The following is a 14,557-nucleotide window of genomic DNA, read 5'->3' on the forward strand; positions in this document are numbered from 1 at the left end:
GTCGCTTCCTAATTCATGCCGAGTTATCACAATCGTGCCAAAAGATTCTTGTGGGATCAGTTTCGCCATCGTCGACGGAACTCCAGCGGCCCTGTCCCATATGCCCTCTTGAAGGCGTAGGTGAAGTGGCTGGAACTCGCAAAGCCGCAGTCGAATGCTATTTCAGTGGCGGAAAGCTCGGTCGTGCGCAGAAGATCAACGGCTCGTGCCAGCCGATGTGCGGCGACAAACGCATGGGGTGACTTTCCAGTCGACTGCTTGAAGGCGCGAGAAAAATGGCGGCGGCTCACGCCGATTTCTCTGGCCATCTCGTCCAGGCTCGGCGGATCGCCTAGCCGGTCCTCAATGATGGCAACAACACGCTTGAGGTCGAAGGGCGAAAGCCCGCCCTTTGCCGGTTCCTGTCCCAAACCGTTGAGCCGCACCATTTGAATAAAGAGCTGGATAGCTTGGCTTTCCACCATAATCACACTGATCGGGTCCGGGTTTTTCAGTTCAGCCGCTATGCGCTGCAAGCAAGTCTCGATTGTAGTGTTTCGAAAGCCTATCGCGGGCCGCAAACTCGCTATGTGATCGGAGCCGATCGCGCGTTCAATGAAGGCGGTATCGATGGAAACAAAGAGATAGGATCCTGTGGCGTCGCCCTCGTCCCATCCACGCCACTCGCTGTGTGCTGGAAGGAAGACCACAGAGCCTGGGCGGCGCGGCGTGAAGGCAACACGCCGTCCCTCGATAAAATCCTCACCCTCTCGCGCTTCACCCTGAAGGTTTATCATAAAGGAATGTTGCTCTGCAGAAACATGTGTCTCCTGACGCGCCAAACCAGTTCGCTTCACGATATCAGCCCGCACGACGCCCCAATCGAGATGTTGGTGAACAAGTGTGCTGTGGTCCGAGCGGCGGGTTTCGCCAGGGTCGAAATCACGTGTATCCGTCAACAGAGGTCATATCCCACGTCATTTAATTCCTGCACGATATAAATTGATCAGGGGTTGCCAAACAATCCGGCACGAACCCACGGTTGGCTAATGATGGCACTTTCGTGAAAAAACGGCATGCCGATGAAAGCGCGCTGGAACGGACAAGCCTACCACTAATCTGCGGCATCGCTCGACGCTGATCCTTACTAAGTGAGCAGAACCACTGAGTAATTTCGTTCGCTTGGTTTGCGAAGCCGTACCCTTGTGTTCATCGGCGTAGGTGTATTTCGATGCAGGATTTTGACGACTTCTTCAGTGAATGCGACCGTGGCCCCCGGCTTAATCAGTTGGCTGGCTTCTTTACAGAAACGGCTGCCGGGAAAAACGGCATGCCAATTCGCAAGCCAACCGTCGACACGCGGCTTTTCCCCAATGACACACTGCTTCATCGCTTTGCCGAGCTTCACGCGCGTCGCCAAGGGTTCTTCGACCAACACTACCATAGCAGCATCCCGTATCGTCTTGAGGAAGAATGCCGTATGGCTCACGCCCTCTTTCGATACGCACAGCTCAGCCCCAGCGATGTGCTCCTCTATAGCCTCGGAACGGCCGAAGGTACGATGGCTCGTACCCTGTCGGAATTGAGCAATGGAAAAATTCAATCGCTATCTTGCAGCCCGAACGAGGAGAACTACAAGTGCTTCATGGCGTTTGGCGAACCGTCTAATGCAAACTTCTTCCTCGGGCCGTTCCATCGGCTTTCAAAGGACCACCTTCGCTCCGACGAGAAGCTTAGACACTTTGCTGACGGGTTCGATTTCATTCTGGAGGATACGACCTTTCAGATGTACTCGCCGAACCGCAATAAACAGATCGAATTTGTTGCTCATCACCTGAAGGGCGATGGAATCCTCCTTCTCCTCGAGAAATTCCGCGCGTCAGATCCGCGCGACTACCAAACGCGTGAGTGGCAAAAGGATTTCGGCTTCAAAACTCGCTATTTCCGTGCCGAGGAGATCGAGAAGAAGACCAAAGACGTGCTGACCACCATGCACAACAGCGAGGTAACCTTGGCCGAAATGGCCAACGCGGTCTACGCCCAGTTCAAACATTGCATCATCACCTGGAACAGCGGCAATTTCTACGGACTTGCTGCCAGCAACAGCAAAGAAAACCTGTGGCGCTATCTGTCGCTGATGGTCGAACCCGCGATACCGGCGGAATATGTCTACGAGCCGCAACCCTATACGGAACTTTCAAAGGCAGCTGTCGGCTGACGGTAATCACAACCATCAGAACGCAATCTCTTCCTGTACGCTTGTCGGACGGGGCCATCCCTCGTCCGGCGCTACCCTGAATACGGAAACTCAAGTGAAAAAACCTGCGGATCAATTTGTCGCCGAGACATTCGTTGCTGTCGCGGACGCAAAATGCGTTGTCGACCAACTTTGCGCGCGATGCTGCGCTTATTGCCTTTCGATCGGCGAAGACAGCGTTGATCGGCTTCTTACCTTCGAGGACGTCTGCGCAACCCTACGGCCTGCCAACGGTGGTCTGCGAATGCGTGTTGAAGGCAGGGATCCGGTCTCGTTCTACGGCGTCCGCATGTTGTTGCAGGGTCAGCTTGGAATCGTCACCGCCATTGCGACTATGGCTATCGAATGGTACGCGGTCGATTGTAGCCGAAAGCGGAAGGAAGTGCTGTTTCACGAGCCGGCTATGCGTGACGACGAAGCCTAAGCGGATCTCTTCAGGCACCTTAGCCGCTTGCCAATCGCATTCGTCATCGTCTCCAACCTGCGACAAAAGGACAGTTCGCTGTTCAGGCGACGGACGTGATCGTGACCATCGCTCCTCAAGACTTTCGTGAGCTCTGCCGACGGCGCCGGGATCTCTACCAGCTACCGCGTCTGCGCTTCACGATGCTGGGTGACAATGGGATGGCGCTCGATATCCACCGCACGACCGTAATCCGCCAGCGCTGCCGAAAGCTGCGACGCCCTATATTCATGGGGAGCGAAGCATGCATTCCCTCGATAGAGGATACTGCTCGCGGTGCAGGCAAAAAAAGGGCCATCGGAAACCGTGGCCCATGAAGTGTGGAGATCAAAAACCTCCAGCGGGGGAACAGCTGGTGCGGCGGTACTGCGAGGAGAAAACCGCGATGTGCATCAACTACAAGCTTAATGCCCGTTTCCTGGGCGCATGAACACTATCCATTGTGCGATGCAGCTATGCGCTTCCGGGTATCGCCAGCGAACCTAGCGTCGCATCCCCAACTGGGAGGTTTGCGCAAGCTCCCGGTTTTGCCTGATGGCTTTCTCCTGCAGGGCGCCACCGCGCTCGTGGACGAGCCGGAGCGCCGCGGCCTGCTCATGGCCGATGCCAAGCGAGGACGCTATTCTGGCAACATTCCCTCGCTTCAACTCGGCCCTCTCGTCCGGGGTCAATCGCTTTGAGATCGCGAGCGTGAGGGCTTCGAACTCCCGGCGAAGCATCGGCGCTGCGTTCAACCGGCGAACCTGTTCCTGGCCATCCGCCGCCAGCACTGCGGATAGTTCCCGCGATGGTGGCGGAATACCGATCTTGTGACGCGCTTGCTCGTCACGATGATGCATGTCGATCTGATGCCGCTCGAAATCGACCGCCATCCCGTAGTCAACCAATGCCGCCGCCAGCTGCGGAGCGTGAGCCTCGGCCACCTGACGTGCAGGGCTCGCGCCTCTCAACCATTTCCGTTCCTCTCCGGCCATTGCGCCAAGGCGACCCTCACGCACATCATCGCCAGCAACCTTGCCACTTTGCGTACCCGTGATCCGCTCGACCGAGGCCGAAACTGCACGGCTGTTTCCGAACACGAGCCTGGACAGATTGTCGATCTCGGCGCGCTTGTCGGCAAGACGGGCAGAGCTGCGCAGTCGATCCGTGATCTCGGTCTCGGTTAGATCGGGCAGATCCCGCGCCGGAACGAGGACGTCGGATTGAGCCGTGCTGCGCACCCGCGCTCGACCGGCTCCAAGACTTCGCTCGTTTTTGGCAATACCACGAACGAATTCAGCGGCTGTGCGGCGGCCTTCGGCGTCGAGCCGATCATGTCGCGCAGTTTCGGTCAGAATAGCCTCCATCATCGATTTGGCTCGGGCGCGGTTCTCAAGATCTGCGGTCAGGAGCCGGAGGTCATCCCGCATTGTGCGGAAGGGCTCCCCCTTCGTCTCCACGATTGCGGTGGCGATCGCCACCCGCTCGGCGATATCAATGTTTCGCTCAAGGCGCCGGCGCGCGTGGGAAGCCGCCTTGGCATAACCCGGCTCGACGATATCAGACATGGCGGCGTCCGCCGACATGCTGCCGGCAGCGACCGCGTTGGCGGCGCGGGCGAGCGTCTTGCGCATGCCGGCGGGCTCCAGCCAGGAATCCACAACGTTACCCATGCGGGAGAGACGATCGGTCCGGGCAAAAAGCTCCCGGTCGATGACGACCCGGTTGAGCTGAACATCAAAATGCTCCGAGGCCGTTTCCGGATCCTGTCTCTGGAATGCAAGAAAGTTTGGATGATAGGAACGCAGATCGTCACCGACGATCCGGATCGTCGGCCCGGAGCGTTCGAGTTCGGCATGGCTGGCAATCAGAACTGCAGTTTTCCCCGCGCCCGGCTGGCCGCCAAGCAGGATAAGTCGGGGCCGCCCTGCCCGGCCCATCTCGTGCGGCAGATAGTCTGGCAGGATGTCGTTGCGGAAAATGCTCTCGTTTCTTTCCAGGGAGAGCGAGCCGGATGCCTGATCTTCCGCCATGATCAGAACTCCGCCCAGAACCGGGCTTCATCCTTGACGCGCGGTCCCCAGAGCGCGATCAGGTCTTCGACCGTTTGTCGATCGGCAACAGTGATGTTTTGCTGGGCGGCGATGAGATCGCGGCGACGAAGCCGCAGCGCTTCAGCCGCGCCGGGGTCCGTCCCCTCGAGCTCATAGACGCGCGCGGTAACAATTGCGCGCGCCTGGTTGAGGATCTCGATGGCGATCTCGGTGCGGAGGATCGCGTCGTAAGAAATTTCCTGTTCAGCCATGTTTGTCTCCTTTCAGTTTCTCGAGTTTCAGCGGATCACACCGCGGGCGCGATCGAGGATCCGCCGCTGTCGTTCGCTCACGATTTCCTGGCTTGCCTGCATCCGGACTGTCTGCTGCAGGATCTTCAGCCGTTCCTGTATGGCCTCGAACGCACGGCGTTGCGCCGGCGCCACGCGATTGATGACGTTGTTTTCACCGCGCAGGACGGCGTTGCGGCCAAAGCGCTCGTCAAGCGCGCGGCTGACCTTTGTGAACTCGCGCCTGATGGCGGGATCAAGCGAACCCGCAGCGACTTCGAGTTTGGCATCTTTTTTTTTCATCGCCGCTTCGAGCACGCGCAATGCCTCGTCGGCAGGTCCTGACAGGCCGGGGATCGCTACGCCCATGCGTTGGCGCTCTTCGGTGATCGCCCGCCTCTCGGTATCGAGAGCCGTGGCATAGGAGGCACCCAGCGACCGGACGCGGCTTTCGGCCTCTGGAACGGCCTGCAGTGCATCCTTCCGTTCGCGCCCGACCGCCAGCAATCTGTCCATGACGCGATCCGAGCCGCGCAACGCGCCATAGGCTGCTGGATCGTTGGCGACGGCCGCTGCTATCCGATCGCCCGCAAAGCCTTTCACGACCAGGGCCTCGATCTTGTCGACGGCGCCGGCGGGATTGCGCCAGATGCGTCCGGCCGCTTCGACAAGCGCCACGCGGTTATGACCATAGTGGGCGACGTCGCGCGCCCGCCCCCGCGCCTCGTCCTCGACCGAGGTCTTGAACTCCGTGACGGCAGCGAGCATAGGCAACACGGCAATGGTCTCCTTCCCTGGCTCGACGCTGGCGCGGGCAACCACCTTCGATCGGTCCTTGCGTGCGGCAAGATGCTGTTCCTCTGCGAACCGACGGACGACGGTAAAGAGCCGCGCCAGTTTCTCACGCCGATCCGGAGCAAGATCATCCGGCATGCGTTCGGCCATGTTGCGCTCGGCAATGGCGTCGGCCTTTTCCGCGAAGGCCGACCAGCCGAAGCGGGCGGTCAGCGCCTCCTTGACCGCCTTTACCTCCCGGACCAGGAGACGATCCTCGACCGCATAGGCGAAGGCCGTCTTGTAGGCGTCCGGCCCGCCGCGCTCGCGGATCGCCTCGATTTCGACCAAACGTGCCGTCGCCGGTTTCGAGAGCGCGGGGATAGACAGAGACATATGCCCGCGCCGCTGTTCCTCGCGGATGCCGAACCGCTCCGCCTGCCTACGGAATTCCGTCGCATGGGCGCGGGCGAGCGGCAGCAGATCCGACAGGGCGGCCACCGCGGCACTCCGCTCGTCTCGCGCGGCGCGGCCATCGACCAGGTGTTCCGATCCCTGCAGGCGACCGAGGCGTTGCGGCCGTTCTGCAAGTTCTTCAGCAAGGCGGCGCGGCCCCACGCCGGCGTTCGACGCCAGCGCATTCAGCCTGACAAGCGCGCCGTCGGGATCGCGATAGATCTTCTTCAGGACCGGCAGAAGAATGGCCTCCCGCTTCTTCCAGCGATCCGAGGCGAGTTGCGCGCGGCGGGCGTCCTCCTCGATGCTCCGGGCAAACCGAGTCGTCGGCGGGATCAGATATTTTCGGTCTGCGGGGCTCTGCGCAGCAAGGGTCTCGGTCCGCTCCTCATTATAGGAAACGCTTTTTTCGCGCTCGATGGCGAAGCCAAGCGCCGCGTTCGCCCGCTCCCAGAGCTTCGCCACCTGCCCGCGCTTTTCCGCAAGCCATACCAGCCGCCGCTCAGCCCCCTCCTCCATTCCGGCCGCGACCTCGGCAGCCAAGTCGATACCGCGGCGGCGGGCGAAGTCGCGCGCGTGTGCCTGGTAGCTGGCCTCGCTTTCGAAATCGAGCGTCGTTGTCTTTGCGCCGGAACGGCCGAGACGCTCGACCAGCTGCTTGAACAGTTCCGGCCGATGGCTCTCACGATCGATCCGCTCCTGGCGGACATCTGCCGCTTCTTTCAGCTCAGCCGTCCAGACATTTCGCTCGACCTCGCGCTTCTCCGTCCGCCTTTCGCCCGTCTCCTCGTCTGTGACGACGACGTCCACCTTGACCGTTTCGACACCATCCTTGCGAAGCGTCACCGTGTCGCCTTCAAAAACACCGCCCTTGGCCAGAGCATTCGGCAGGCTCACGCCCCAGACACGATGGACGGCGCCGTCATCCGTGCGGACGTCGGCATAGGGGCTTTCCTTGGCATTCTCATCGTCCGGCCGGAACTTTGCCTGGCCCGTCTCGACGAGCTCCCCGGTGACGCCGACGGCGTGATCGGCGCGCGGCTTGCCGCCCCATTCGGGCTTGGCCTCAAAATCCTCGCGCGCCGCATAGAGATTTGCCTGGTCGCGATGACGGGTCATCGACACGTAGGTCAGATGCTGGTCCATCATGCCGGTGGCGAGCACGAAAGTCCGGTCGACGGTGGCCCCTTGAGATTTGTGGATCGTCGCTGCATAGCCATGGTCGATGTTGCGATAGCTGTCTTCGCTGATGACGACGTCGCGCCCATTGTCGAGACGGACCGACAGCAGCGGACCACCACGCTTGTCGCCGGTGGAAACAACGGTGCCCAGCATGCCGTTCTTCACATATTGCGGCCCGAGCCGCCTTGCCCGCGGTTCGAGGAAGCGGGCGTTTTCCAGGAAAATGATGCGATCGCCGGCGGCGAATTCCCGAACGCCGCGCGCGGTCTGGAACGCGCGTGCATCCCTCAGCGCGCCGGCCGCGTTCATCACGCCACGGAGCGACCCATTGAGATGCTTTACGTCCTCGTTCGTATGGGCGAGCACGAGCATTTCGTCACCACGAAGCCGCCCTACAGTGTCCATCGCCTGCGACTGTGCAATCAGCTGCTCCCGCGCCTCGCTCCAATCGGCAACGATGCGCTCGACGACTTCGACGCGATCCTCGGCTTCGAAGATGCGCCCGTGCTGGGCATAGGCATCCAGCCCCTCCTCAACCTTGCCGCGGGCGAAGAGCTGCGAAGCATCGCGCGCCCATCCCTCGCGCTGACGACGCACGCCGGCAAGCTCGGCCGAACCGATCCGCTCCGCGATCGCCCGGAAGGCTGCGCCCGCTCGGATCGGCTGAAGCTGCATCGCGTCACCGACCAGGACGACTTTTGCGCCGGCATCCTCGACCGCCTTCAACACGCGTGCCATCTGCTGCGAGGAGACCATGCCGGCCTCGTCGATGACAAAGACATTGCCGCGTTCAAGGAGATCGCGGCCGTTCTCCCAGGCCAATTCCCACGAAGCGAGCGTGCGCGACTTGATGCCGGAACTGTCTTCCAGCCCTTCGGCCGCCTTGCCGGCAAGGGCGGCGCCGAAGACGCGATGATGTTCACCCTCCCAGGCAACCCGCGCGGCGGCAAGGAGCGTGGACTTGCCAGCCCCGGCAAGCCCGACGACCGCCGCAATCGCACCGTCGCCGGTGGCGTGACGGACGGCGTCGACCTGCTCCTGGTCGAGCTTGAACGGTTTTTCCGGATCGGCGGTTTCGATCTGACGCACGGCTGCAGCAACCTTCGTACCGGCAATGCCGAAACCAGTGCGCTTCGACAGGACTTCCGCCGACTGCGCCATGTCGTATTCGATGCGCAGGATTTCGCGCGTGGTAAAGATTGCCGGATCCGACACCGTGCCGGTCTGTCGGTCGACCTGCTGCGGCTTGAGCAGAATGAGATCGGCGGAGGCCATCAGGCGTGCGCGGATATTGGCGAAATCGGCGGGATCGTCGACATAGCGATGCAGCGCCTTGGCGATATCCTTTTCGTCAAAGGTCGACCGCTCGTTGCCGAGCTGCTTTAGCAGAAGCCCAGGATCGGCAAGCAACCGGTCAGCCATCTCCTGGCGGCGCGCAAGATTGGCCGGCGCGAAATACATCTCGACGCCCTTGCGGGCGAGCGCCGCCTTCTCCGGCCCAAGATGCTTTTGCGCGATACCGTCGAGACCCTGCTCGGCGTAGGACCGTCCATCGAGACGGATGTCATGGCCGGCCAGCGCCAGATGTCGATTGGCCGCCTCCGCCCAACCGATCTTCCACGTCTTCATCGTCTCCTTGTCGCCGGCCCAAAGCTTATAGACGATCTTGCCCCTCGGCCGATCCGGCGTGACGACGCGCAACGGCTCACCGTCGGCGCCGAGGACCGGCATCTTCTTCGGCCCGAACCCCTCCTCGGTCAGCGGCCTGAGCGTCGTCATGAGATGGATATGCGGGTTGCCGTCCTTGTCGTGATAGACCCAGTCGGCGATCATGCCCTTCGAGGTCAGATTGTCCCGGACGAATTCCTGGACCAGCGCGATGTTCTCCGCCCGCGTCAGTTCCTCCGGCAGCGCGATGATCAACTCGCGCGCAAGCTGGGCGTCCGCCCTGGTCTCGAACGCATCGACCGCGTTCCACAGCACCTCGCTGGCAGCGGCGACGGCCTTTCCCTCGATGGCCGTCCGCAGCCAGCCGGGAATCTCATCCGGTAGCGCCAGCTCCTCATGCTTCAACTCGCCAGCGCCGCCGCGATAGCTGAAGGAGGTTCCAGCCTGTTCATCCATCATCCGGGCGCGATGACGATAGGCAGCGGCCGACACGATGCTGCGCCCTGCCCCTCTGCTGATCACCTGCGCTCTGACGAACATGATCGCCACGACTGTCTCCTGATCACCCAAGCACGTCGCGCCAGCGACGTATATTGCGCCCTCAAATCGATCGGACCGCAGGTCCGATGCCGCTTTTCCGGAAGACGGCCCAGGCCGGAATTCCGGCATCGACGTTTTGGGGACTTGCACAAGGTAGCGCATTTTACTATCATTTTCTAGTCAGTATAAACGGCATCGACAAAATCGCCCCACAAAAGGAAACCGCGCATATGGCTGCGAGATCATCAATTCTGGACATTGACGCTCAGATCGAAAAGCTGCGGGAACGTAAAAAAACGATGATAGTAAAATCCGCTGAACGCTTCGCACGCGCCGCGACGAAGGCGGGATTGGCCGAGATGGAGATTGCAGACGAGGAGGTCGATCGCATCTTCGAGGAGATCGCAGCGCGATTTCGCAAAGCGGAGAAGAGGGGGACTGGTGGCGCAGCTGCTTCGCCGCGTGGACAACCAAGTGGTGGCGCTGGAGCGGCGACGGAGGTTCCTCATGACGGCTGATCGGAAGAAGGAAGCCCGCGAGAAATTCCTGCTCGGCGGCATCGTGGTCCGCGCCGGGTTGTCGTCGTCCGACCGGGCGTTCCTGCTCGGTGGTCTGCTCGAACTGGCGCGCGTGACGCCGGGCTCCCCGGAGCATCGGCGCTTGCGCGATATCGGCGAAGTTGCCTTCAGGGCCATGCCGACCCAAACCAGCGACGGGGCGTTCGCGCGGATGGCGGAGGATGCCGAATGACGGCAATGGCAAAGCCCCATCCAAGCCTGCTGCTCGTTCTCGTGCCTGTTGTCGTCACCGGCTTTGCCTTCTATGTCGCCAATTGGCGCTGGCCGGACCTCGCCACCGGCATGGCGGGCAAAACGCAATACTGGTTCCTGCGCGCGTCGCCCGTGCCAGCGCTGTTGTTCGGACCTCTCGCGGGGCTTGTGGCCGTCTGGGCCCTTCCGTTGCATCGGCGTCGGCCGATCGCGATGGCAAGCTTCATCTGCTTTCTGTTCGTGATGGGATTATATGCGTTGCGCGAGATTGCCCGGTTATCACCCTATGTCGAAAGCGGCGCGCTGTCCTGGGAGGGGGCGCTGTCCTTCCTCGACATGATCGCCGTCGCAAGCGCCGCGCTCGGCTTCATGGCGGCCGCGGTTTCGGCGCGCATTTCCAGCGTCGTCCCCGAACCGGTCAAGCGCGCCAAGAGCGGAACCTTCGGCGACGCCGATTGGTTGCCGATGGCCGCGGCCGCACGGCTGTTTCCGGAAGATGGCGAGATCGTCGTCGGGGAGCGCTACCGCGTCGACAAGGAACTCGTCCATGCGCTGCCGTTCGATCCGAACGATCCGGCAACATGGGGACGGGGCGGAAAAGCCCCGCTCCTCACCTACAAGCAGGACTTCGATTCCACCCACATGCTCTTCTTCGCAGGGTCCGGCGGCTACAAGACCACCAGTAACGTCGTGCCGACAGCGTTGCGCTACACGGGGCCGATCATCTGCCTCGACCCCTCGACCGAGGTCGCGCCGATGGTCGTCGATTTCAGGCGCAGAAAACTCGGGCGCGAGGTCGTCGTTCTCGATCCGACAAATCCGATCATGGGCTTCAACGTCCTCGACGGGATCGAGACGTCGAAGAAAAAGGAGGAGGACATTGTCGGCATAGCCCATATGCTGCTGTCGGAGAGCATGCGCTTCGAAAGCTCGACCGGTTCCTACTTCCAAAGCCAGGCGCACAATCTGCTGACCGGCCTTCTCGCCCATGTGATGCTGTCGCCCGAATATGCCGGCCGGCGAAACCTGCACAGTCTGCGCCAAATCGTTTCCAAGCCCGAGACATCGGTGCTTGCGATGCTTCGCGATGTGCAAGAGCATTCTGCCTCTGCTTTCATCCGTGAAACACTCGGCGTGTTCGTCAATATGACCGAGCAGACCTTCTCGGGCGTCTATTCGACGGCATCGAAGGATACGCAATGGCTGTCGCTCGAGAACTATGCCGCCCTTGTCTGCGGCAATACCTTGAAATCGAGCGAGATCGCCGCCGGCAAGAAAGACGTCTTCCTCAACATCCCGGCATCTATCCTGCGATCCTATCCGGGCATCGGGCGGGTGATCATCGGCTCGTTGATCAACGCCATGATCGAGGCGGATGGCGCGTTTCAGCGCCGGGCGCTGTTCATGCTGGATGAAGTTGACCTGCTTGGCTACATGCGGGTGCTGGAGGAGGCCCGCGACCGGGGGCGCAAATACGGGGTCAGCATGATGCTGATGTACCAATCGGTCGGCCAGCTGGAGCGGCACTTCGGCAAGGACGGCGCGGTGTCATGGATCGACGGCTGCGCTTTCGCGAGTTACGCCGCGATCAAGGCGCTGGACACGGCGCGCAACGTTTCGGCGCAATGCGGAGAAATGACCGTCGAGGTGAAGGGCAGCTCGCGCAATATCGGCTGGGATACGAAAAACAGCGCCTCGCGCAAATCCGAGAGCGTCAACTTCCAGCGCCGGCCGCTGATCATGCCGCATGAGATCACCCAGTCTATGCGCAAGGACGAGCAGATCATCATCGTGCAGGGACATAGCCCGATCCGCTGTGGGCGGGCGATCTATTTCAGGCGCAAGGAGATGGATGCGGCGGCCGAGATCAATCGGTTCGTCAAAGCGGGTAGGCCGTGAAAGCGCGCCAGCGGTCAGCGCCAGTCGGGACGCCGATACCGGGCGGCGGGGTCTTCCGCGCCTGATGGAGCGATCCAGTCGACGAACTTCGAGTAGCCCATGGAGACGCCGACGAAGCCGGCGGCCATCAGGAGGAAAACCCAGAATGGCATCCCGTTGGCAGCCTCGGGCTTTACGAAAGCGACGAACGCCACCAGCGGCATGATGACGCCGCCGAGCATGAGAACGTTGACGACCGGCCGAAACAGGCAAAGCAGGAAGTAGGCGAAATGCAAGACGGAAAGGAGGATGCCGCGGACGATTCCTATCGTGAGGGCAGCAACCGCCCGCGCGAGCAGCCGGAAAAGCGGGTTCCACTTATCCGGTCGTCCGTTCATTTTGACAATGGCTCGTTCTTCGATCACTGCGACACCACCTTGTTCTGGAGGCCCTCGTCGTTGGTCGCCAGACGGCGCATACTCTCGGATTTGAGCGAGTCTAGGCGCGGCGGTTGACCGGGGCAAGCACAGATCGATGGCTGGGGCGACATTCATAGGACAGCCAGTCAACCAGACCGCTATGGGGTTCTCATAGCCAGACGAATAAATGAAGGGAGGCGCGAGCACCTCCCTTCTTGTTGTTCAGACGCGCGCGGCGACGAACTCGATGCCCGTCTGCCGGCGGATGCGGTCGAGAATATCGCCGAGGTCGCCCAACTGCTCGGAGGGAATGACGGTGTAGTTCAGGCCGACCCGGCAGGTGTCACCCTCGAAGACGACATCTTCGTAAATCTAATCAAGGATCGAGATCGGGCCCCTTTCGGTCCACAGAAGTTCGAAGGTCGGGCAGGTGTGGTAAGTCTCATAGAGGAAATCACCGTCCTCAGTCCCCTTGCGTGCAGCGAGCCGAATTTCCGTCTCGGCTTCCTCATGAAGCGCATCGATCGCTTCGTTGAGTTTCGCGACAAGCGCGTCGCGCAGGCCGAGCCCGAGAGCAGTTTCGCACGCGGTGCGGTTCGCGAGGACTTCGTCGCGGAAGCCTGCGATGGTCGGGACGAGTGCCTGTGCGTTGAACGTCATCATGATATGTCTCCTTTCGATTGACGAAAGGTGTCGAGTTGTGGCCCGTTGGGCTGGCGTATCATTGGACGTCAGAAGAAGAGCCCCCGCGCATCTTGGGGCGCGGTCCGTATCCGGCGATCAGCCGGCGGGGAGCGTGAGGGGAAGCCCCTTGCGGCGAGGCGGCCGGTCGATCCGGCCGTTTCGCCCCGCGAGAGTGAGCGTCACCGAAGGACGAGACGGCCACGCCGGCTCGGGGAGCGACGGAACGGCGCGAGTAGGGAGCGGTCGGCCGCAGGCCGGCTCGCCCAAAGCACCCTCTATCCCGAGCCGGGAACCATCACGAAGATGAATCGGACTGTCCGGATCGATTCAAAACTGTCGTTGGACGCCGGAAGCGGCGTGGGCGATTCTACGCTTATGCTTGCCGAGCCCTATCACCTCTATGTCGAGCGCGTGGATCCGGACCGGAACATGGCGCGCTTCTATACGCTCGCGATCGAACCCACGCTGTTCGGCACGCCGCGTCTGCTGCGCCGCTGGGGGAGGATCGGCACGTCCGGTCGGACGATGGTGCATGATTTCGAAAGGGAGGAGGAGGCTGTCGCACTGTTTCTCGACTTGCTGCGCGAGAGGCGTGCCCACGGATACCGGGTGAAGCGCATTGAGGCGCTGGCGCGCGGATGATGCTCGGCGAGGGTGGAGACGCGGGCGTGAGGCGCAGCCTCGGGCCGGGGCGCCGGTCGATCCGGCGGATCGGGCCCATTGTTCAAGGCAAAAGCCTCCCTCAGTGGGGAGGCTCGGCATCTTCTGCGGCGATGAGCGCGGCCAGTTCCGCGCGGGCCTGTTCCAGTTCGGCCTCGATCTGGGCGCGCTCGGCCGGGTCGCAGTGGTTCGCTTCGCGGCGCAGTTCTTCGATGTGGTTTTCGAGGGTCATCGTCATCGTCGTCATCTCCTTGTTGATGTGAAAGATGACGGTGTCGGCCATGACGGAGCGGTGTGGGTCAAAACCCGCTTTAGCGGCTCGCGCGTGGGGGAGCCGATTTTTTTGTCGAGCCGCTTCAGCGGTTCGGCGGAAAAATTGGGGGTACCGCTCTTAGGTCTTAGTCAAGCGTCCTGTTTGGAGAAGGCGCCGTCATTCTGGCGGCTCCTCGTCTGCCATGATGGCGTCGAATGCGCTGTCGAGCGATTCCTGTTCAGCGAGGAGCTTCGCGAGTTCAGCTTCGCTTC

At 61.5% G+C, this 14,557-nt stretch carries 13 protein-coding genes; 6 read left to right on the forward strand and 7 right to left on the reverse strand.

Annotated elements, in window-relative coordinates:
• Positions 1 to 56: 56 nt before the first annotated feature.
• Entirely contained in the window at positions 57 to 938 is an 882-nt protein-coding gene (locus tag VGN93_RS11305; RefSeq protein WP_327507581.1) for an AraC family transcriptional regulator, read from the reverse strand.
• A gap of 272 nt (positions 939 to 1,210) precedes the next feature.
• On the opposite strand from VGN93_RS11305, the gene VGN93_RS11310 reads away from it, so the two are divergent.
• Together VGN93_RS11310 and rctB are read left to right on the forward strand one after the other, a co-directional pair.
• Positions 1,211 to 2,197 (forward strand): class I SAM-dependent methyltransferase, encoded by a 987-nt coding sequence (locus VGN93_RS11310; RefSeq protein ID WP_327507582.1) that lies wholly within the window; start codon positions 1,211 to 1,213, stop codon positions 2,195 to 2,197.
• A 94-nt stretch (positions 2,198 to 2,291) separates the two neighbouring features.
• The gene (gene rctB / locus VGN93_RS11315; RefSeq protein ID WP_327507583.1) at positions 2,292 to 2,660 is read left to right on the forward strand and encodes an SMa0974 family conjugal transfer regulator; all 369 of its coding nucleotides are present in this window, start codon (positions 2,292 to 2,294) and stop codon (positions 2,658 to 2,660) included.
• 521 nt (positions 2,661 to 3,181) lie between these two features.
• Here the strand turns inward: rctB and VGN93_RS11320 are convergent.
• Genes VGN93_RS11320 through traA form a run of 3 tightly spaced genes read right to left on the reverse strand, consistent with a single transcriptional unit; the run spans position 3,182 to position 9,630 of the window.
• Complete coding sequence (locus tag VGN93_RS11320; protein WP_319324498.1) at positions 3,182 to 4,711, reverse strand: zeta toxin family protein; 1,530 nt, start codon at positions 4,709 to 4,711, stop codon at positions 3,182 to 3,184.
• 2 nt (positions 4,712 to 4,713) lie between these two features.
• Positions 4,714 to 4,983: a hypothetical protein gene (locus tag VGN93_RS11325; RefSeq protein WP_319324500.1), complete on the reverse strand. Its 270-nt coding sequence runs from the start codon at positions 4,981 to 4,983 to the stop codon at positions 4,714 to 4,716.
• 27 nt (positions 4,984 to 5,010) lie between these two features.
• Positions 5,011 to 9,630, reverse strand: a complete 4,620-nt coding sequence (traA, locus tag VGN93_RS11330) for a Ti-type conjugative transfer relaxase TraA (protein WP_327507584.1) — start codon at positions 9,628 to 9,630, stop codon at positions 5,011 to 5,013.
• Positions 9,631 to 9,851: 221 nt separating this feature from the next.
• On the opposite strand from traA, the gene VGN93_RS11335 reads away from it, so the two are divergent.
• Genes VGN93_RS11335 through traG form a run of 3 tightly spaced genes read left to right on the forward strand, consistent with a single transcriptional unit; the run spans position 9,852 to position 12,290 of the window.
• A complete protein-coding gene (locus tag VGN93_RS11335) occupies positions 9,852 to 10,139 on the forward strand; it encodes a TraC family protein (RefSeq protein ID WP_327507595.1) in 288 nt (95 codons plus the stop codon).
• Entirely contained in the window at positions 10,129 to 10,371 is a 243-nt protein-coding gene (locus VGN93_RS11340) for a conjugal transfer protein TraD (protein WP_319324501.1), read from the forward strand. Before VGN93_RS11335 ends, VGN93_RS11340 begins: the two co-directional genes overlap by 11 nt.
• Positions 10,368 to 12,290: a Ti-type conjugative transfer system protein TraG gene (gene traG, locus VGN93_RS11345; RefSeq protein ID WP_327507585.1), complete on the forward strand. Its 1,923-nt coding sequence runs from the start codon at positions 10,368 to 10,370 to the stop codon at positions 12,288 to 12,290. The genes VGN93_RS11340 and traG overlap by 4 nt, the downstream gene beginning before the upstream one ends.
• Before the next feature lie 14 nt (positions 12,291 to 12,304).
• Here traG and VGN93_RS11350 read toward each other — a convergent pair whose 3' ends face one another.
• Both VGN93_RS11350 and VGN93_RS11355 read right to left on the reverse strand, forming a co-directional pair.
• Positions 12,305 to 12,694, reverse strand: coding sequence for a hypothetical protein (locus VGN93_RS11350; RefSeq protein ID WP_319324503.1), 390 nt, complete (start codon positions 12,692 to 12,694; stop codon positions 12,305 to 12,307).
• Positions 12,695 to 13,060: 366 nt separating this feature from the next.
• Positions 13,061 to 13,351 (reverse strand): hypothetical protein, encoded by a 291-nt coding sequence (locus VGN93_RS11355; protein WP_319324504.1) that lies wholly within the window; start codon positions 13,349 to 13,351, stop codon positions 13,061 to 13,063.
• Between the two features lie 378 nt (positions 13,352 to 13,729).
• Here VGN93_RS11355 and VGN93_RS11360 point away from each other — a divergent pair, with 378 nt between their 5' ends.
• The gene (locus tag VGN93_RS11360) at positions 13,730 to 14,014 is read left to right on the forward strand and encodes a WGR domain-containing protein (protein WP_413818735.1); all 285 of its coding nucleotides are present in this window, start codon (positions 13,730 to 13,732) and stop codon (positions 14,012 to 14,014) included.
• A gap of 100 nt (positions 14,015 to 14,114) precedes the next feature.
• Here VGN93_RS11360 and VGN93_RS11365 read toward each other — a convergent pair whose 3' ends face one another.
• Positions 14,115 to 14,315 (reverse strand): hypothetical protein, encoded by a 201-nt coding sequence (locus VGN93_RS11365; protein WP_006472601.1) that lies wholly within the window; start codon positions 14,313 to 14,315, stop codon positions 14,115 to 14,117.
• Between the last annotated feature and the right edge of the window lie 242 nt (positions 14,316 to 14,557).

This window comes from Shinella sp. (assembly GCF_035998705.1).
In the GTDB taxonomy this organism is placed as follows: Bacteria; Pseudomonadota; Alphaproteobacteria; order Rhizobiales; family Rhizobiaceae; genus Shinella.